The organism is Stenotrophomonas sp. K-6 (assembly GCF_056861555.1).
Map to the genome: position 1 here is coordinate 491,275 of NZ_JBSPUC010000002.1, position 18,459 is coordinate 509,733.

The window sequence follows — 18,459 nt, forward strand, 5'->3', positions numbered from 1 at the left end:
GTCTTGCCGCCGGTCAGCAAGCGGCGGCAGGACGAACGGTCGCCCGGAGGCGACGGGCGTCAATCCGTTGACGCAGAACAGGCCGGGCGGCCGGCCCCCTGCCCGCCGCCGGCCCGGTCAGGGCCTCAGGCCATGACCTTGTAGCAGGGCTGGTACTCGCCCGAGATCTTCATGCGGCGCTGTTCGACGAAGGCGCGCAGCAGCTCGTCCAGGGCCTGCATCATGTCCGCATCGCCATGGATCTCGAACGGACCGAACTGCTCGATGCGGCGCATGCCGTCTTCCTTCACGTTGCCGGCCACGATGCCGGAGAACGCGCGACGCAGGTCGGCGGCCAGGGCATGCGGCGGACGGCCGTGGTGCAGATCCAACGAGGCCATCGCCTCGTGGGTCGGCACGAACGGCTGCTGGTACTCCCACGGAATCTCGATCGACCAGTTGAAGAAGAACGAGTCCTTCTGCGCCAGGCGGTGCTCACGCACGCGCTTGATGCCCTGGGCCATCTTGCGGGCGACGTTGACCGGGTCGCCGATGATGATCTCGTAGCGGCTGGCCGCCGCTTCGCCCAAGGTGAGCCGGATGAAGCGGTCGATCTGCTCGAAGTACGGCGCGGCCACGGTCGGGCCGGTCAGGATCAGCGGGAACGGCAGATCCTTGTTCTCCTCGCGCAGCAGGATGCCCAGCAGATACAGGATTTCCTCGGCCGTGCCGACACCGCCGGCGAACACGATGATGCCGTGGCCGATGCGCACGAACGCTTCGAGACGCTTCTCGATGTCCGGCATGATCACCAGGTGGTTCACGATCGGGTTCGGCGACTCCGCGGCAATGATGCCCGGCTCGGTCAGACCGATGTAGCGCGTGGTGGTCTTGCGCTGCTTGGCATGGGCGATGGTGGCGCCCTTCATCGGCCCCTTCATCGCGCCCGGGCCGCAGCCGGTGCAGATGTCCAGGCCACGCAGGCCCAGCTCGTAGCCGACCTGCTTGGTGTACAGATACTCGTCACGACCGATCGAGTGGCCGCCCCAGCAGACGACCAGGTTCGGGTCGCCCGGGTTGAGGATGCGCGCGTTGCGCAGCAGCCCGAACACCGCGTTGGTGATGCCCTCGGAGGACTCCAGCTCCGCCGCGTACGCCGGGCCCATCTCGATGGCCATGTAGGCCAGGTCGCGGACCACGGCGAACAGCAGCTCGGCCACGCCGCGGATGATCTCGCCATCCACGAAGGCCATTGCCGGGGCGTTGACCAGATCGATGCGCACACCGCGGTCCTGCTGGGCCACCTGGATATCGAAATCCGGATACAGATCGCGCGCGGCGCGCGGATCGTCCGAGGCGCTGCCGCTGGTCAGCACGGCCAGCGCGCAACGGCGCAGCAGCTCGTGCATGCCACCACCGGACGCATCGCGCAGGCGCGCTACTTCCGCGCGCGACAACACATCCAGCCCACCGCGCGGGTAGATCCGCGCGTCCTGCACCGGCAGCGTCCGCGCCGGTTTTTCGTTGATCGTCATGTCCATCTTGTTCGCTTTCCTCAAGGTTACCGACTGTACCGCTGCCCCCTCAAAAAGCAAAACGGCCGGGAAACCCGACCGTTTGGATATGTGGTGCCCCCGGCGCCACGCTGGGGCTGCCGCAGTTGCATGTTTTTCGCGCAACCGGCGGATCATAGGCGTATTCCCCGGGTCGGGCAAGCGCCGCGTCACAGGTCCCGCGTTGGCGCGGCCGTCGCCCGGACAGCAGAACGGCCAGGTTGCCCTGGCCGTTCCGGGTCTAACGAGGGTCGTTACCTCAGTTCATCAGAACTGGTAACGGAAGCCCAGCTGCACCGACCACTGCGAGACACCGACGTCGAAGCCGTCTGCGTCATTGTTGGCCACTGCCGGCAGGTCCGCGCCGCGGAAGTTATACACGTACTTGCCGTCCTTGATGCCCTGCAGGCTGGCCACACGCGCATCGGCGAAGAAGCCGTAGTCGTAGATGTTGCCCCAGTCCTTGTTGATCATGTTGCCGACGTTCTGGATATCCAGCCAGATCTCCGACTTGTGCCCCTTCATGAACCCCGGCAGCTGCTGGCTGACACGGATGTCGAAGGTATTGATCCAGCCGGTACGGAACTGGTTGGCCGGAGCATAGCTGCCTGCGTACTTGGCCAGCTGCGGGTTGTTGGCCAGCCATTCGTAGAACGACTTCTCCATCGCCGCATCCGGGGTGAAGTTGCTGCCCACCAGGTTGCCGAACAGCACATCGCCCGGGCCGGTCGGCACGTAGAACAGGTCGTTCGCGGAACGGTTGTCGCCGTTCGCATCGTTCACGTAGACGTAGCTGTACGGACGGCCGCTGCGGCCTTCGTACACCAGACCGATCTTGGTTTCGTAGTCACCGAAGAACTTGTGCTTCCAGTTCAGACCACCCGACAGGCGGTCGCGGATCTGGTAGCGCGAGGTGTTTTCGATGTTGTCATTTGCGTTGAAGGCGTACTGGTAACCCCAGCCCGAGCTGGCGGTGGAGCTGGTTAGCGAGCCCACTTCGGTCGCGTCCGTGTAGGTGTAGCCGATGTTCCACGACCAGTCGCTGGCGACATCCCACGGCTTGGTCAGCGAGACCGTGAACTGCGAGGTGCGACCCTTGTCGGTGTTCGCAATCTCATACACGGCGTCGTAAGCCTGGTTGCGCCCAGCGCGGGCATTGCCCGTGGCCCAGGCCGAACCGGTGCTGCCAGTGGAGTAGTACATGTCACGGCCGTCCGGACCCTGATACTGCACCGGGCCCAGATTCAGGTTCTTGTAGTACAGGGCGTCCTTGACCTTGGTGACCAGCAGCTCGGCCGAGGCCACGATGCCGTACCACGGGGTCTCGTGATCCAGGGCCAGGTTGGCCTTGTACACCGACGGCATGTTGAAGTCGCTGCTGACGAAGTTCACGTTCTGCCGGTTGGAGCCTGCGGTGTTCGGAACCGGCTGGCTATCCTTGTTCGGGTTGAACGGCAGTGCGGCGTTGTAGGCGGTGTAGGTGTAGACCGAGTTGTTGAAGCCGGTCGTCGAGTAGCTGTTGCTCAGCCACACCTGCGGGGCATCACCCTGGAACAGGCCCACGCCGCCGCGCAGCTGGGTCGGGCGATCGGTGTCGAAGGTGTAGTTGAAACCGGCGCGCGGCTGGATCAGGAACTTATTGCTCAGCACATCGCTGTTGTCGAGGCCGAAGAACTGCGACGCCGTCGCGTTGTACGTCGGCGCCGGGGAGGTATCGGCACGGTCCGCACGCAGACCCAGGGTCAGGGTCAGGTTATTGTTGACATACCAGGTGTCCTGCACGAACAGGGCCAGGTTGCTGAACTTGTAGTCAGCCGGAATCGAACCCGGGCTGCGCTCCGGGTTGTAGTTGTAGCTGCTCCAGCGGCCGGCGGCAAAATTGTCCAGGCCGTAGAAGGTGTAAGCGCCCCACGAGTTGGCGCCGAAGTAGTTGTAGATGTCGTTGGTGTCGTACGACGCACCGAACTTGACGTCATGGTCACCCAGGGTCCAGGTGCCGGCAGCGTAGTAGTTCCACGCCTTGGTCTGCAGGATGTTGTCCTGCGAGTTGACTTCGGTACCGAGGTACAGCGAATCGCCGGTCGGCGAAGCCTGTGTACCCTGGAAGAAGATGCGGATGCTCGGCGCGTCGGTCGACACGTTACGGATCGCAGAATACTCGCGGTACGAGGCCTTCAGTTCGGTGGAGAAGTTGTCCGACCAGTCGCTGAACAGCTGGGCGACGTAACTCTCGTTGGTCTTGTCGTGCTGGTACCAGTAAGAGCTCAGCGAGGCCGTGCTTGTGGACATGCCGTTGATGCGCAGCTTGCTCTGGTCGATCTTGCTGTAACGGATGTTGGCACGGTGGTTGTCGCTGATGTTCCAGTCCAGCTTCAGCGCGTACTCTTCCATCTCCGTATCGCCGTTGCTTTCCAGGCCACCGGCCGGGATGCCATAGCCCTGCGCGATCTGCTGCGCACGGGTAACGTCGGCCAGGGTGAACTGCGGATTGGCCTTGCCCAGTGCGGTGCCGCTGATGTCGGCGCCCGGGGCGGCCTGCTTGAACTTTTCGTAGTTGGCGAAGAAGAACAGCTTGTCTTTCACGATCGGGCCGCCCACGGTCATGCCGTAGGTCTCTTCCTTGGTGAAGCCGTTGAACGCCTTGCCTTCCGGGTTGTCGCCGAACCAGTCGCCGTCACGGTAGGTGCCGTACACGGAACCATGGAATTCGTTGGTACCAGACTTGGTCACCGCGTTGACGGTGGCACCGGCGGCAGCAGCGATGCTGACGTCGTAGTTGGACAGGTTGATGTCCAGCGCTTCGATGGCTTCCATCGCCACCGGCTGGCGGCGGGTCGGCATGTTGTTGCCTTCCAGGCCGAAGGTGTCGCTGGCGGACACACCGTCGATGCTGATCGAGTTGAAGCGCGGATTCTGGCCACCGGCCGAGATCGAGCCGGAGGCGCGATCGATGAAAGTCACGCGCGGATCCAGACGCATCAGATCCTGGATGTTGCCGCCGATGGACGGGGCAACTTCGATCTGCTGCTGGCTGATGTTGGTGCCCGAACCCATCTTGGTCGCGCTGAACACTTCCGAGCCTGCAGCGACGGCAACAACCTGCACCGCCTCCAGGTTGGTCGCGGCCAGGTCGCCGGTCAGGGCGGCGTTGACGGTACCGGTCTGGTTCACGCCCAGGTACACGCCTTCTTCGGTCTTGGTGCCTTCACCGGACTTGGTGATGGTGATGGTGTACGGACCACCCACGCGCAGGCCGCGCGCGTTGTAACGACCCGCGGCATCGGTGGTCGCACGGCTGATCGTGCCCGACTCGGTGTGCGTGATCGTGACTTCGGCACCGGCCACAGGCGCGCCTGCGGCAGACGTGACCTGGCCGCCGACACCGGCAGAGGTGCTCTGGGCGAAGGCGGGAGCGGCAGCAAGTGCGGCCACGAGACCAAGGGTGAGCTTGGACATCCGGAGACAGCGTGAGTGGGTCATTGGGGAGTAGCCTCGATGCGAGATTGGCGATGGCGGAGAAAAAAACGCGCCCAAGCAGCCTTGCTGGCGGCTGACTGGACTTTTATCTGGGTTCCCTAGCCGCGAGCTGGTTTCAGCCGCAACGGTTAACACTAGATTAACACGGTAACCTCGGATTGTGACGGTTTGGCGACAAAACACACGCCATCACAACGGGATCGTGACGCTATCTTCACATCTGATTGTGACTGGCTGAATTCGGGCCATTTGGCGCCGCCAGCGGTTTCGGGAGGGACCCCCGCGGGGGTCTTCAAGGCTCACTGGGGAGCCGGCCAGCGGCCGGCACTACCGTGAAAGACGCGGTGACGCCCTTGCCGCTCTCAGGCCTCGAGGATCTGGCCGCGGTAGGCAGCGCCGGCGGCGGACAGCAACAGGACCGCCGCCGCGGCGCACTCGGCCGGGTCACGGGCGCTGCGGTCTTCATCCAGCGAAAAGGCACGGGCGCGCAACGCGGTGCGCATCGGGCCCGGCTGCAGGCCGCTGACCCGGACCGGGCTGCGGGCGAGTTCGTCGTGCAGGGAGGCGATCAGGCCGCGAAGGCCATGCTGGGCTGCGCCGTAGCCGCCCCAGTAGGCCTGCCCTACCCGCGCCGGGTCATCCACGGTGAACACCAGGGCAGCATCGTCGCTCTGGCGCAGCAGTGGCAGGCACGCCTGGGCGAGCCAGGCCGGGGCGGTCAGGTTCACATGGACCGCCCGGGCGAAGGCGGCCGGGTCGGCCAGTTCAAATGGGGTCAGCCCGGCGAAATCGGCCGCGCAATAGAGCACGCCATCGAGATGGCCAAGCTCGGAGTGCAGCCGCTCGGCCAAGGTGGCGTAGTCGTCGGGGCTGGCCCCTTCCAGATCCAGCGGATACAGCAGCGGCTCCGGGCCAGCGGCTTCGACCGCGGCGTAAACCCGATCCAGCCGCCGTGGCTTGCGCCCCAGCAGGACCACGGTTGCCCCGGCCTGCGCGCACGCGACGGCCGCCGCGCTGCCAAAGCCTCCCCCGGCTCCGGCGATGAGAATGACGCGATCGGCGAGCGATCCGGTCCCGACCACCACGGACGGGACCGCACTCACGGCTGGGACGCCTCTTCGACGATGCGCTTGAGCTCGCCGGACTCGAACAGCTCCAGCACGATGTCGCAGCCGCCGATCAGCTCACCGTGGATGAACAGCTGCGGGAACGTCGGCAGGTTGGAGAAGCGCGGCAGGTTGGCGCGGATCTCGGGCTCTTCCAGCACGTTGACCGTGCGCAGCGCGATCGCGCCGGCGGCCATCAATGCCTGGATGGCACGGCTGGAAAAGCCGCACATGGGGTATTGCGGGGTGCCCTTCATGAACAACACGAGGGGGTAACGTTCGACTTCGGACTGGATCTGCTGCATCACCGCCACAACGACTCTCCCTCCAATGGGACAACCCGGCCTCACCGGTCGGATAGACTTCCCTGACCGCCATTGTATGCCCTACCTTCGCGTGGTGGGCAGCCTGCCATCGACCACACTCATGACGATCCGCCATGGATCGGCGCTCTCCCTTCCCAATCTGCCGTGCCCATGCCCCTCGAACTGCCTCGCCTTCCCTACGACCGCGCCGCCCTTCAGCCCCACCTGTCCGCGGAGACACTGGACCTTCACCACGGGCGGCACTTCCGTGGCTATCTGGACACGGTGAATGCACGTATCGAAGGCACGGAGCTGGCCGAGCTGCCCCTGGAGGAAATCGTCCGCCAGAGCCAGGGCAGCCTGTTCGACGCGGCCGCGCAGGCCTGGAACCACCAGTTCTATTTCCAGTGCCTGCACCCGCGCGCCGGGGGCGATCCGCAGGGCCGGTTGGGTGAACTGGTCACCCGCCACTTCGGGGATGCCAGACGCTTGCGCGAAACATTCGACCGTGCGGCGTTGAGCCTGTTCGGGTCGGGCTGGGTGTGGCTGGTGCAGCACCCCAATGGTGCGCTCGCGATCCAGGTGACGCGCAACGCAGGCACGCCACTGACCGGGGAGAGCACCCCGTTGCTGGCCTGCGATGTGTGGGAACACGCCTATTACATCGACTACCAGAATGAGCGCGCGCGATATCTGGAGGCGTTCTGGAAGTTGGTGAACTGGGACTTCGTGACCGCGCAACTGCGCGATTGAGGCGGTGCCGGCCAACGGCCGGCACTACCGGTCCGTCAACCGCGCAGGACCTTGATCACCGGCGCGACCTGGTCGGCGCGATCCAGCTGCCCACCGACGCTTTCCAATGCACCGGCCAACGCCGCCGCATCATCATCGCGCAGCGTGGCATGGCCGACCTTGCGGCCGTCCCGCGCCTGCTTGCCGTAATCATGCCAATGGCCGCTGGCCTGGGCGAGCACCGCCGCAGCATCGGGCATCTGCCCGATCCAGTTGAGCATGCAGGCATGGCCGCGCATGCGCGTGTCGCCCAGCGGCAGGCCAAGCACGGCACGCAGATGGTTTTCGAACTGCGAGGTCTCGCTGCCTTCGATGGTCCAGTGGCCGGAGTTGTGCACGCGCGGTGCCATCTCGTTGGCCAGCAGCTCTTCGCCGCGGCAGAACAACTCCAGCGCGAACACGCCCACGTAGTCCAGGCGCTCGGCCAAGGCACGGGCGTAGCCGATGGCCGCCTCGTGCTGCGCCGCCGACAGCTGTGCGGGGGCCAGGCTGGCCGAAAGCACACCGTTGACGTGCCAGTTGCCGGTGATCGGCCACGCGCGGAACTCGCCCTCCTGCCCACGCACCGCCACCACACTGACCTCGCGATCAAAGGCGACGAAGCCCTCCAGAATCAACCCGGTCTTCTCGACATGACTGCCGAGGGTGTCCCAGGCTGCGTCGATGTCGGCCGCGCTGCGGATCCGGAACTGGCCCTTGCCGTCGTACCCCAGCCGACGGGTCTTGACGATACAGGGCATGCCGAACTCGCCCACCTTGGCCGCCAGTTCGTCGCGGCTGCGGATATCGGCGAAGGCGGGCAGCGGAATGCCCAGCGACTGGAACAGGGTCTTCTCACTGAGCCGATCCTGGGCCACGGCCAGCGCATCCGGATTGGGATACACCGGCACGCGCTCGGCCAGGAACTTCGCGCTGCGTGCCGGCACGTTCTCGAAGTCGAAGGTCACCACGTCCACACGCGCGGCGAAGGCCGCCAAGGCCGCCTCATCCTCGAACGCGGCCACCTGCAGCGGTGCCACCTGGGCACCACAGGCATCGGCGGCCGGATCGAACAGCTCGAAGCGCAGCCCCATCGGCGCACCGGCCAGAACCATCATGCGGGCGAGCTGACCGCCGCCCAGAATGCCAACGGTCCTGGTCATTGACGCGGGTCGTCGTGGGCCATGACATCTTCGGTCTGGCGGGCACGGAAGGCGTCCAGCGCTTCACCGATCGCCGGCTGATCCGACGCCAGCATGGCGGCCGCGAACAGGGCGGCGTTGGAGGCGCCGGCGTTGCCGATGGCGAAGGTGGCCACCGGGATACCGGCCGGCATCTGCACGATCGAGAGCAGCGAATCCATGCCATTGAGGGCCTTGGACTGCACCGGCACGCCCAGCACCGGCACGGCGGTCTTGGCGGCGATCATGCCCGGCAGGTGCGCGGCCCCGCCGGCACCGGCGATGATCGCGCGCAGGCCACGCTGGCCCGCCTGCTCGGCGTAGGTGAACAGCACGTCCGGCGTGCGGTGCGCCGAGACCACTTTCACTTCATAGGGAACACCCAGCGAATCCAGCTTCTGGGCGGCGTGCTGCATGGTTTCCCAATCCGAGCGGGATCCCATGACGATGCCGACGAGCGGCGCGGTTTGGTTGAGGGTCATTGGCCGTCACCTGCCTTAAAGACGTATTCTAGCCGTCTTCCACGCAAGACGAAGAATCCATGGATCGCAAGCTGCTCGACCTCCTGTGCTCGCCCGATACGCGCCAGCCCCTGTCCCTGCTCGACGCCACCGGCCTGGACGCGCTCAACCGCGCGATCGGCAGCGGTGCCGTGCTCAAGGCCGATGGCAGCCCGCAGGCGCAGACGCTGCGCGAGGCCCTGCTGACCCGCGACCGCAAGCAGGTGTTCCGCGTGGACGACGGCATCCCGGTGCTGCTGGCCGAAGAGGCCATCGCCACCGCCCAGATCGCCGATTTCCCGGAAAAATGAGCCACCTCCCCGTGCCGGCCCCCGAGGCCGCCCTGGTGGCCGCCGATGTGGCCCGTGCACTGGCCGAGGACATCGGCAGCGGTGATGTCACCGCCGCCCTGCTCCCGGACCGCCCCGACAGCGCGTACCTGCTGTGCAAGCAGGACGCCGTGATCGCCGGCCGCCCCTGGTTCGATGCGACCCACCGGGCGCTCGATCCGGACGTCAGGATCGAGTGGCGCGTGGCCGAGGGCGACCGCGTCGCCGCCGGCACCGTGCTGGCGCTGCTGCAGGGCCGCAACCGCAGCCTGGTGAGCGCGGAACGGACCTCGTTGAACTTCCTGCAGACGCTGTCCGGCACGGCCACCACCACCGCGCAGTACGTCGCGGCGGTGGCCGGTACCGGCGCGCGGATCCTGGACACCCGCAAGACCCTGCCCGGGCTGCGTGTCGCGCAGAAATACGCGGTGCGCTGCGGCGGCGGCGACAACCATCGCCTGGGCTTGTTCGACACGGTGATGCTCAAGGAAAACCACATCCGCGCGGCCGGCTCGCTGACCGCAGCGGTCCTCGCGGCATGTGCGCAGTGGCCGGCGTTGCCGCTGGTAGTCGAGGTCGAAGACCTGGACCAGTTGCGCGAGGCGCTGGCGGTCGGCTGCACCCGTATCCTGATCGACGACTTCGACGCTGCCACGCGGCGTGAGGCCGTGCGCATCGCGGCCGGGCGTATCCCGCTGGAAGTGTCCGGCAGCGTCAGCCTGGACGGGCTGCGTGCAATCGCCGAGGACGGTGTGGACTGCATCTCCATTGGCGGGCTGACCAAGCACGTGCAGGCGATCGATCTGTCATTGAAACTGGGGCCGCCCCCGGGCTGACGCGCGCGTCGATCCCTGATCGACGGCCAGCCGCACTTTCACGGTATGGGCAGATGCGGTCTGCGAGGCTGCGTCTGCCCCCACCTGGAATGCACGCATGCGCTGCCTGCCGCTTCTCGCCTGCCTGTCTCCCCTGCTCGCGCTGCTGCCGCTCCAAGCGTCCGCCGCCGAGGTCTGTGATGTGCCCCCGCGCTTCGGGTTGAGCCCGTTGGCCGTGTCCATCGTGCAGACCGCCTGCAACGAACACCGCCTCTGGTATCGGCCCTTCATCGACCGTGATGGCCGCGCAGCCAGCCTGAGTGTCACCGAAGCCGAGGACGTCCACCTGGCCGACAACGGTCTGGTCGCCTGGCAGCGGGTGGTCGGCTACTGGCGGCAGAGCGGCACGTTGTCCCCGATGGGCAGCCAGCCCGGCGCATCGAGCTGCATGGCCCCGCCGGGCACGCGCTATACCGACACCGACTGCCGCGCGTTCCTGGTCGACAACCCGTGGTCAGCCGCCTTCATTTCCTGGGTGATGACCCGGGCCTCGGTGCCCGGCTTCACCCGGTCGCCCCGGCACATCGACTACATCCGCGCCGCGTACCAAAACAGCGGACCGTACCGGATGACCGATCCTGCGCAGGAGAAACCCGCGCCCGGCGACCTGCTGTGCTACCTGCGCGACCGGCGCGAGACCCTGAGTTACAGCGGGCTGGTGCAGTCGCTGGGCAGTGGTTCGGTGACGCATTGGAAGTCGCATTGCGAAGTGGTGATCGCGGCCAACATGGGCGGCGATCGCACGCTGTATCTGATCGGCGGCAATGTCATGAACACCGTGGCGTTGCGCAAACTGTCGCTGGACCGCAGCGGCCGGATCGAGCTGCCCCCCGCGAAAGCCAGTGCAGGCGACGGGGTGGACCTGGGCTGCACACCGGGACGCGAAGACGAATGCAGCTTCAATCGCCAGGACTGGGCCGCACTGCTGAAACTGGTGGCCACCGCGCCGGCAGCGGTGCCTATGGACGCGCCCGCTCCGACCGGTATGCCGGTGCCCGGCCCGGTGACACCATCGCCACCGCCATCGCGCACGCAGTAATGGCAAACGCGCGGATGGCTTGATCCGCGCCGCATTCGTCGCCATCTTGGGGGGACCGACCTCCCTGACCGCGCCGAGTCACCGATGCCCAGTTTGATCCTGTTGATGATTGCCGGCGCGTTCGCCTACGCCTTCTGGAATTCCTCGCGTGCCGCCGCCGAGCGTGCCGGCGTGCTTGGCCGCAATGCCTGCCGCGCTGCCGATGTGCAGTGGCTGGACCAGAGCGTGCACGCCACCGGCCTGCGCGTGTGCCGCAAGGACAACGGGTGGCTGGGCTGGGAGCGCACCTTCAAGTTCGAGTATTCGCACGACGGCGTGGACCGCCACAGCGGCCGCATGGTGCTGCGCGGTGATCAGCTGATCACGTTCGTCGGGCCATCGGCGGCGAGGATCAGCGAGATCCGGCGCGATATGGATACGCGCGATGCCGAGGACGTGTGAGCAGCCGACCAGCGGTCGGCACTCCCAATGAAATGGCCGCCTTGCGGCGGCCATGGTGTAGCTTATTTGACCACCCGCAGATGCGGGCGACCGCTGGGCTTGGGCGGTGCGTCATCCGGCGGCGTCGGTGAATCATCCGGCGGGAGCTCATCGTCCGGACCCGGCTCGTGGCCCGGGATGTCATCCGGCAGCGCCATGCCCTGCCCCGTCTCGCGGGCATACACCGCCAGCACGGCCGAGATCGGCACCTGCACCGGGTAGCTGGTGCCGGAGAAGCGGGCCGAGAAGCTCACACTGTCATTGTCGATATGCAGGCGCACCACGGCGCGCTCGGCGATGTTCAGGACGACGCGGCCGTCCTTGACCGCGCTCTGCGGCACCTGCACGCCCGGCATGCCGGCGTCGACCAGGATATGCGGCGTCAGGTCGTTGTCATTGATCCATTCCACCAAGGCCCGCAACAGGTACGGACGGTGGCTGGTCATGCGAAAAGTGTCTTCAGTCATGTGGTAGCGCCGAGCCGTGCTCGACTGGTCTTGATCCGGATTGCCTGGTGCAAGTGTACGCGCCCGCCTGCCCGCAGGTCAGCCATGGCGCGTCCCGGCACCGCGATTTCGTTCAGTCCACCGGTGCCGCACCGGCACGCGCGCCCGTGGGTCAGGCCGGCAGGTCGCGCAGTTTCTTTTCCTGATCGGTCAGGCTGCGGATGAAGCCAGGGTGCCGGAAAATACGGTTGCCATAGTCTTCGATCGACTTGCCATCCTTGGGCAGGGCAACATCCAAGGCCTGCAGGCGCCAGATGATCGGCGCCATCGCGCAGTCGGCCAGGCTCATTTCCGGATTGAGGAAGAACTTGCTGGCCTTGAACAACGGCACCGCGCTGGTCAGCAGTTCCCTGAGCCGCTTGCGCCCGGCCTCGGCCTGGGTCTTGTTGCCCAACTGGATGGCCTGCACCTGCGGCACCCAGTCATGTTCGATGCGCAGCATCGCCAAGCGGATGCGGGCCCGCGAGAGCGGATCGACCGGCATCAGCGGCGGGTGCGGATAGCGCTCGTCCAGGTACTCACTGACCACCGACGCCGCGTACAGCACCAGCTCGCGCTCCACCAGGGTAGGCACGGAGTGGTACGGATTGAGATCGATGAGATCTTCGGGCGGGTTCTGCGGATCGACCGGTACGGAGTCATAAGTGACGCCCTTGGCCGCCAGTACCAGCCGCACGCGATGGCACAGGACATCGTCGTTCGAGGAAAACAGCGTCAGGGTGTTCCGCATGCGTACGCTCGCCGCCATCAAAGGCTCTCCAACGTCCGGTAACCGCCGGTCGTATCGGCGCCGCCAGCCCATTGCCGACGGTCGTCACAGTACCCGAGTGTGCAACCGCACATCACAAAAGCCAATAGGTCGATCGTCCCACGGGAGGAACGATCGACACAGGACGGCGCCCGACGGCTCAGTGGACGTCCTTCCAGTATTCCTTCTTGAGCAGATAGGCCAGGAAGGTCAGCAGCGCCAGGAACAGGATCACCCAGACACCCAGCTTCTGCCGCTTGAGCGCGGCCGGCTCGCCGGCGTACTCCAGGAAATTGGTGATGTCGCGCACCGCCTGATCGTACTGGCCGGGATCCATGTTGCCCGGCTGCTCGATCTTCAGGCCGACCACCGGCGGATCTTCACCCGGGTTCTCCGGCTTGCCATGCACCGCGTGCTGCAACCCCTGCATTTCCCACAGGGGGTTGGGCATGGAGGCATTCGGGAACACGGTGTTGTTCCAGCCCAGCGGCCGCGTGGGATCCAGGTAGAACGACTTGAGGTAGGTGTAGACCCAGTCGCTGCCCCGCACGCGCGAAATCAGGCTCAGATCCGGCGGCATCTTGCCGAACCACTTCTCGGCCTGCGCCTTGGGCATCGTCACCGGGATCGGCTCGCCGACCGGCGTGCCGGTGAAGTTGAGGTTGTTCATGACCTCTTCTTCGCTCAGCCCGAGATCGGCGGCCATGCGCGAGTAGCGCAGGTATTTCAGCGCGTGGCAGCCCGAGCAGTAGTTCATGTAGAGCTGTGCGCCACGCTGCAGCGAAGCACGATCGCTCAGATCATTGCCGGCCTGCAGGGTCTTGGCACCTTCGGCGGCATCGGCCACCGCTACGCCAAACATCAGGGCCGCTGCGCAGGCCAGCCGGACAATCCAGTGGTCAGTCATGCGTGGTCACCCGGTCCGGTACCGGCTTGGTCCTGTCCAGCTTGGTCCATAGCGGCATGGTGATGAAGAAGGCGAAATACAGGAAGGTCAGCACGCGCCCGATGTAGGTCTCGTGCGCATCCGTACCCGGTCCGGAGCCGATCACGCCCAGCCAGACGAAGCACACCGCGAACATGCCCAGCAGGCCGCGCGAGAGCAGCCCACGGTAGCGGTAGGACTTCACCCGCGCGCGGTCCAGCCACGGCACCAGGAACAGGATGGCGATCGCCGAGAACATCACGATCACGCCACCGAGCTTGTTGGGCACCACGCGCAACATCGCGTAATACGGGGTGTAGTACCAGACCGGCTTGATGTGCTCGGGCGTCACCAGACGGTTGGCCTCGGTGAAGTTGTCGTGCTCCAGGAACAACCCGCCGAAGGCCGGGGCGAAGAAGATGATGAAGGCGGCGATGATCAGCAGGAAGCCGGCGCCTACCGCATCCTTGAGCGTGTAGTACGGATGGAAGGGAATGCCGTCGGTAGGCGCGGTGGCCGACCAGCGGTTGCCCTTCGGGCCCTTTTTGATCTCCACGCCGTCCGGGTTGTTGGAGCCCACTTCATGCAGAGCGCCCAGGTGCAGCACCACCAGCAGCAACAGCACCAGCGGCAGCGCGATCACATGCAGCGCGAAGAAGCGGTTGAGGGTGGCGTCGCTGGGCAGGTAATCACCCATGATCCATTCGGTCAGGCCGGTGCCGATCACCGGGATCGCGCCGAACAGCGAGATGATCACCTTGGCGCCCCAGAACGACATCTGGCCCCACGGCAGCACGTAGCCCATGAAGGCTTCGGCCATCAGCACCAGGTAGATCAGCATGCCGAGGATCCAGACCAGCTCGCGCGGCTTCTGATAACTGCCGTAGAGCAGGCCGCGGAACATGTGCAGGTAGACCACGATGAAGAACAGCGAGGCACCGGTGGAGTGCATGTAGCGGATCAGCCAACCCCACTCCACGTCCCGCATGATGTATTCGATGGAGGCGAACGCTTCGGCCGCGTTCGTCTTGTAGTGCATCGTCAGGAAGATGCCGGTGACGATCTGGTTGACCAGGATCAGCAGCGCCAGCGAGCCGAAGTAGTACCAGATGTTGAAGTTCTTCGGCGCGTAATACTCGCTGACGTGCTTGCGGTAGACCGGCATCAGCCCGGGCGCGCGTGCATTGACCCAGTCGGCGACGCCGGTGGCGGTGCGGGAAAGGATATTGGCCATGATCAAGCCGCCCCCTGCGGATCAACGCCGATGATGATGGTGTTGTCGTCCTGGTAATGGTGCGGCGGCACCAGCAGGTTGATCGGTGCCGGAACATCCTTGAACACGCGACCGGACATATCAAAGCGCGACTTGTGGCAGGGGCAGAAATAGCCGCCCTTCCACTGCGGGTCGTAGGGCTCGGGGCGGATCTCGGCGACCATTTCCGGCGAACAGCCCAGATGGGTGCACAGCCCGACCAGCACCGAGACCTCGGCCTTGATCGAACGGAATTCGGGATTCTGCTTGAGCACGTACTCGGGCTGCTGTTCTTTCTCGCCCGAGCCGGGGTCCTTGAGGCGGCCGTCCAGCCCGTGCAGCGCTTCGAGGATGGCCTTGGAGCGCTTGACGATCCAGATCGGCTGTCCACGCCACTCCATGACCAGACGCTGGCCTTCCTGGAGCGCACTGATGTCGGCAATCACCGGGGCACCGGCCAGTTTGGCGCGGGCGCTGGGATTCCAGGACTTGATGAACGGTACCGCTGCAAATCCGACGCCGACCGCTCCGACCACCGCAGTGGTTGCTGAGAGAAACCGTCGACGTCCAGTATTGACTGGATCGTTTACCCCATCGTTGGCCATCCGGCACTCCGATATTGATTTAGGTAGCTTGAGGCTGCCAGCAGACCGGTGGGGGCCAGTCCACATTGAATCAGCCGCGAGTGTAGCTGAACCGAAGTCGGCCACACAACGCGGTACTACGGAACGACATTACCCCGACAGTACGGCATCAGGTACTCCCGGCGCCATCGGTTATTGCTGGGTGGCGACCGCACTCCGATAGCGGTCGGCCAACACGGCCACCCGCTTCACGTAATACTGGGTCTCGCTGTAAGGGGGCACGCCGCCATGGCGGGCTACCGCACCCTCGCCCGCGTTGTAGCCTGCGGCGGCGAGGGTCAGATCGCCATTGAAGCGCTTGAGCAGCCAGGACAGGTATTGCACGCCGCCGCGGATGTTCTGCGAGGCATCATAGGAATCGCTGACCCCGAAGCGGCGCGCGGTGGGCGGCATCAGCTGCATCAGGCCCTGCGCCCCGGCCCGGCTCAGCGCCAGCGGGTTGTAGGCGGACTCGGCGTGGATGATCGCGCGCACGACGGCTTCTTCCACCCCGAACTCCCGGGCGGCCGCGGCAATCTCGCTCTGGTAGGCCGTGGTGTTGAGGCGGACCGAGCCGAAGTTGACCGAGGGGTTCGCGCCACAGGCGTAGCAGCGCTCGATGAAGGTGTAATGGATGGTGCGGACCTGCCCGAGGCTGGCCATCTGGGCCGGCCGTGCGCTGGTGTAATGGCGCACGCCGTCCTTCATATACGAATAGAGCTGCCCGCTGCGGACCTGCCCTGCCTTTCCCGCTGCGGGGGCCCGGGTGGGCGGCGCGGTCAACACGGTGGCCGGGGCCGGAGCCGGGGCGGGGGTGATCGCGGTGGCGGCCGTGGCGGTATCGGCCCGGGCCGGCACGGCGGTGACCCCTGCTGCAGGTGTAGCGCTGGCGATCTGGGCGGCCGGAGTCGGCGCGGGCGGCGGCAAGGCCCGGCGAGGCGCGCTGCGGTCGGGCCGGTAGCTGCTGATCACGCTGCAGCTGGCCCCGCCCACGCGCTTGCTCACATAGCTGGGAATGCCGTCGGCGCCGACACACTTGTACAGCGTGCCCGCACTGGCCGGCATAGCGGTCAGCGCAGCCAAGGCCAGCGCAGCGATCCCCAACATCCCCTTCATGAGCGGGAGTGTCCCCAATTCGCCGGAGATTGCCAAGGGGGGCGCCCGACCTGGCTACAATGGCCTGCTCACCGCAGCCATCCGGCTGCTTGCCCGCCCACCCGACTGGAATAAGCGCCATGACCGGGACGCCAGCTTCGACCGCGCCCACTTCGGCCGGTTCTACCCTGCCTGCCTCCGCTCCGCCCAGCTCCGCCCCGCGTCCCGACCTGCTCCCCCTGCCCGGCGCCAAGCCGCAGGTGACCGGACCGGTGCGCGGCAAGCTGTACATCAAGACCCACGGTTGCCAGATGAACGAGTACGACTCGACCAAGATGGCCGACGTGCTCGCCGCCTCGGAAGGGCTTGAGCTTACCGACGACCCGGCCGAGGCCGATGTGTTGTTGATGAACACCTGTTCGATCCGCGAGAAGGCCCAGGAGAAGGTGTTCAGCCAACTCGGCTACTGGAAGGCGCTGAAGAACAACGGACGCGGCGTGATCATCGGCGTCGGAGGCTGCGTGGCCTCGCAGGAAGGCGAGGCGATCATCAAGCGCGCGCCGCATGTGGACCTTGTGTTCGGCCCACAGACCCTACACCGCCTGCCCGAACTGATCCGCCAGCGCCGTGAATCAGGCAAGTCACAGGTGGACATCAGCTTCCCGGAAATCGAGAAGTTCGACGCCCTGCCCGAGCCGCGCGCCGAGGGTGCCTCCGCGTTCGTCTCCATCATGGAAGGCTGCTCGAAGTACTGCTCGTTCTGCGTGGTGCCCTACACCCGCGGCACCGAGGTCAGCCGCCCGTTCGAGGACGTGGTGGTGGAAGTGGCGCAGCTGGCGGCCCAGGGCGTGCTGGAGATCAACCTGCTCGGCCAGAACGTCAACGCCTACCGCGGCCCGTATGGCGACGGCGAGTTTGCCGACCTGGGCCTGCTGATCCGCACCATCGCCGAGATCGACGGCGTCGGCCGGATCCGCTTCACCACCTCGCACCCGCTGGAGTTCAGCGATTCGCTGATCGATGCCTACCGCGATGTGCCGCAGCTGGCCAACTTCCTGCACCTGCCCGTGCAGGCGGGCAGCGACCGCGTGCTCTCGGCGATGAAGCGTGGCTACACCGCGCTGGAATTCAAATCCAAGATCCGCAAGCTGCGCGCAGTGCGCCCGGACATCTCGATCAGCTCGGATTTCATCGTCGGTTTCCCCGGCGAGACCGACGCCGAGTTCGAGAAGACCATGAAACTGATCGAGGACGTGGGCTTCGACCAGAGCTTCTCCTTCATCTACTCGCGCCGCCCGGGCACGCCCGCCGCCGATCTGGAAGACACCACCACCGATGCGGAAAAGCACGCGCGCCTGTCGCGCCTGCAGGCCCGGATCAACGAGCAGGCCGCGGCCATCTCGGAAAAGATGGTCGGCACCGTGCAGACCGTGCTGGTGGAGGGCCCGTCCAAGCGCAACCCGAACGAGCTGACCGGCAAGAGCGAGAACATGCGCTCGGTGAACTTCCCGGGGCACCCGCGCCTGGTCGGCCAGTTCGTGGATGTGGTGATCACCGAGGCGTACAGCAACTCGCTGCGCGCGCGGATGGTGACGGCGGAATGAGCGGGATGACCGGACCACGGCCCGGTCATCGTTGACGCTTTTTTGACCACGCAATCGAATCCTTTGCCGCAGTAAGGCTGGCGTCACCTATCCACAGGTTGCTGCACCGGC

General features: G+C 65.8%; 18 protein-coding genes. 6 read left to right on the forward strand and 12 right to left on the reverse strand.

The genetic code is table 11. From position 1 onward, the window contains the following. Positions 1–125 precede the first annotated feature (125 nt). The 4 genes from ppnN to grxD all read right to left on the reverse strand — a co-directional run bounded on the left by ppnN (position 126) and on the right by grxD (position 6,429). Complete coding sequence (ppnN, locus tag AC13F7_RS07655) at positions 126–1,514, reverse strand: nucleotide 5'-monophosphate nucleosidase PpnN (protein WP_482999752.1); 1,389 nt, start codon at positions 1,512–1,514, stop codon at positions 126–128. A 285-nt stretch (positions 1,515–1,799) separates the two neighbouring features. Beyond that, positions 1,800–4,988 carry a TonB-dependent receptor gene (locus AC13F7_RS07660; RefSeq protein ID WP_482999753.1) on the reverse strand — a complete coding sequence of 1,063 codons (3,189 nt, stop codon included), beginning with the start codon at positions 4,986–4,988 and terminating at the stop codon, positions 1,800–1,802. Positions 4,989–5,371: 383 nt separating this feature from the next. Beyond that, on the reverse strand, positions 5,372–6,112 hold the full coding sequence (locus AC13F7_RS07665) for an SDR family NAD(P)-dependent oxidoreductase (RefSeq protein ID WP_482999754.1): 741 nt from the start codon (positions 6,110–6,112) through the stop codon (positions 5,372–5,374). Next, the gene (gene grxD / locus AC13F7_RS07670; protein ID WP_019186185.1) at positions 6,109–6,429 is read right to left on the reverse strand and encodes a Grx4 family monothiol glutaredoxin; all 321 of its coding nucleotides are present in this window, start codon (positions 6,427–6,429) and stop codon (positions 6,109–6,111) included. The genes AC13F7_RS07665 and grxD overlap by 4 nt, the downstream gene beginning before the upstream one ends. Before the next feature lie 162 nt (positions 6,430–6,591). Between grxD and AC13F7_RS07675 the strand changes: the two genes are divergently transcribed. After that, complete coding sequence (locus AC13F7_RS07675) at positions 6,592–7,173, forward strand: superoxide dismutase (protein WP_482999755.1); 582 nt, start codon at positions 6,592–6,594, stop codon at positions 7,171–7,173. Between the two features lie 35 nt (positions 7,174–7,208). On the opposite strand, the gene AC13F7_RS07680 is transcribed toward AC13F7_RS07675, so the two are convergent. Continuing rightward, positions 7,209–8,354 carry a 5-(carboxyamino)imidazole ribonucleotide synthase gene (locus AC13F7_RS07680; protein WP_482999756.1) on the reverse strand — a complete coding sequence of 382 codons (1,146 nt, stop codon included), beginning with the start codon at positions 8,352–8,354 and terminating at the stop codon, positions 7,209–7,211. After that, on the reverse strand, positions 8,351–8,854 hold the full coding sequence (purE, locus tag AC13F7_RS07685) for a 5-(carboxyamino)imidazole ribonucleotide mutase (RefSeq protein WP_346465464.1): 504 nt from the start codon (positions 8,852–8,854) through the stop codon (positions 8,351–8,353). The genes AC13F7_RS07680 and purE overlap by 4 nt, the downstream gene beginning before the upstream one ends. 59 nt (positions 8,855–8,913) lie before the next feature. Between purE and AC13F7_RS07690 the strand changes: the two genes are divergently transcribed. From AC13F7_RS07690 to AC13F7_RS07705, 4 genes are all read left to right on the forward strand, one after another. Further along, entirely contained in the window at positions 8,914–9,183 is a 270-nt protein-coding gene (locus AC13F7_RS07690) for a Trm112 family protein (protein ID WP_019186189.1), read from the forward strand. Next, positions 9,180–10,037 carry a carboxylating nicotinate-nucleotide diphosphorylase gene (nadC, locus tag AC13F7_RS07695; protein ID WP_482999757.1) on the forward strand — a complete coding sequence of 286 codons (858 nt, stop codon included), beginning with the start codon at positions 9,180–9,182 and terminating at the stop codon, positions 10,035–10,037. Before AC13F7_RS07690 ends, nadC begins: the two co-directional genes overlap by 4 nt. A 97-nt stretch (positions 10,038–10,134) precedes the next feature. Next, positions 10,135–11,115 carry a DUF2272 domain-containing protein gene (locus AC13F7_RS07700; protein WP_482999758.1) on the forward strand — a complete coding sequence of 327 codons (981 nt, stop codon included), beginning with the start codon at positions 10,135–10,137 and terminating at the stop codon, positions 11,113–11,115. Positions 11,116–11,199: 84 nt separating this feature from the next. Beyond that, positions 11,200–11,556 carry a DUF3301 domain-containing protein gene (locus AC13F7_RS07705; protein ID WP_481470636.1) on the forward strand — a complete coding sequence of 119 codons (357 nt, stop codon included), beginning with the start codon at positions 11,200–11,202 and terminating at the stop codon, positions 11,554–11,556. Between the two features lie 62 nt (positions 11,557–11,618). On the opposite strand, the gene AC13F7_RS07710 is transcribed toward AC13F7_RS07705, so the two are convergent. The 6 genes from AC13F7_RS07710 to AC13F7_RS07735 form a co-directional block, all read right to left on the reverse strand. Next, complete coding sequence (locus AC13F7_RS07710) at positions 11,619–12,062, reverse strand: ClpXP protease specificity-enhancing factor (protein ID WP_088433018.1); 444 nt, start codon at positions 12,060–12,062, stop codon at positions 11,619–11,621. A gap of 151 nt (positions 12,063–12,213) precedes the next feature. After that, positions 12,214–12,849 (reverse strand): glutathione S-transferase N-terminal domain-containing protein, encoded by a 636-nt coding sequence (locus AC13F7_RS07715; protein ID WP_482999759.1) that lies wholly within the window; start codon positions 12,847–12,849, stop codon positions 12,214–12,216. Positions 12,850–13,009: 160 nt separating this feature from the next. Continuing rightward, the gene (locus AC13F7_RS07720; protein ID WP_346470678.1) at positions 13,010–13,711 is read right to left on the reverse strand and encodes a cytochrome c1; all 702 of its coding nucleotides are present in this window, start codon (positions 13,709–13,711) and stop codon (positions 13,010–13,012) included. A gap of 37 nt (positions 13,712–13,748) precedes the next feature. Further along, a complete protein-coding gene (locus AC13F7_RS07725) occupies positions 13,749–15,008 on the reverse strand; it encodes a cytochrome b (RefSeq protein ID WP_482999760.1) in 1,260 nt (419 codons plus the stop codon). Between the two features lie 2 nt (positions 15,009–15,010). Next, positions 15,011–15,631 (reverse strand): ubiquinol-cytochrome c reductase iron-sulfur subunit, encoded by a 621-nt coding sequence (gene petA / locus AC13F7_RS07730; protein WP_176989573.1) that lies wholly within the window; start codon positions 15,629–15,631, stop codon positions 15,011–15,013. Between the two features lie 171 nt (positions 15,632–15,802). After that, the gene (locus AC13F7_RS07735) at positions 15,803–16,765 is read right to left on the reverse strand and encodes a lytic transglycosylase domain-containing protein (RefSeq protein ID WP_482999761.1); all 963 of its coding nucleotides are present in this window, start codon (positions 16,763–16,765) and stop codon (positions 15,803–15,805) included. A gap of 119 nt (positions 16,766–16,884) precedes the next feature. On the opposite strand from AC13F7_RS07735, the gene miaB reads away from it, so the two are divergent. Continuing rightward, positions 16,885–18,348: a tRNA (N6-isopentenyl adenosine(37)-C2)-methylthiotransferase MiaB gene (gene miaB / locus AC13F7_RS07740; RefSeq protein ID WP_482999762.1), complete on the forward strand. Its 1,464-nt coding sequence runs from the start codon at positions 16,885–16,887 to the stop codon at positions 18,346–18,348. Positions 18,349–18,459 lie beyond the last annotated feature (111 nt).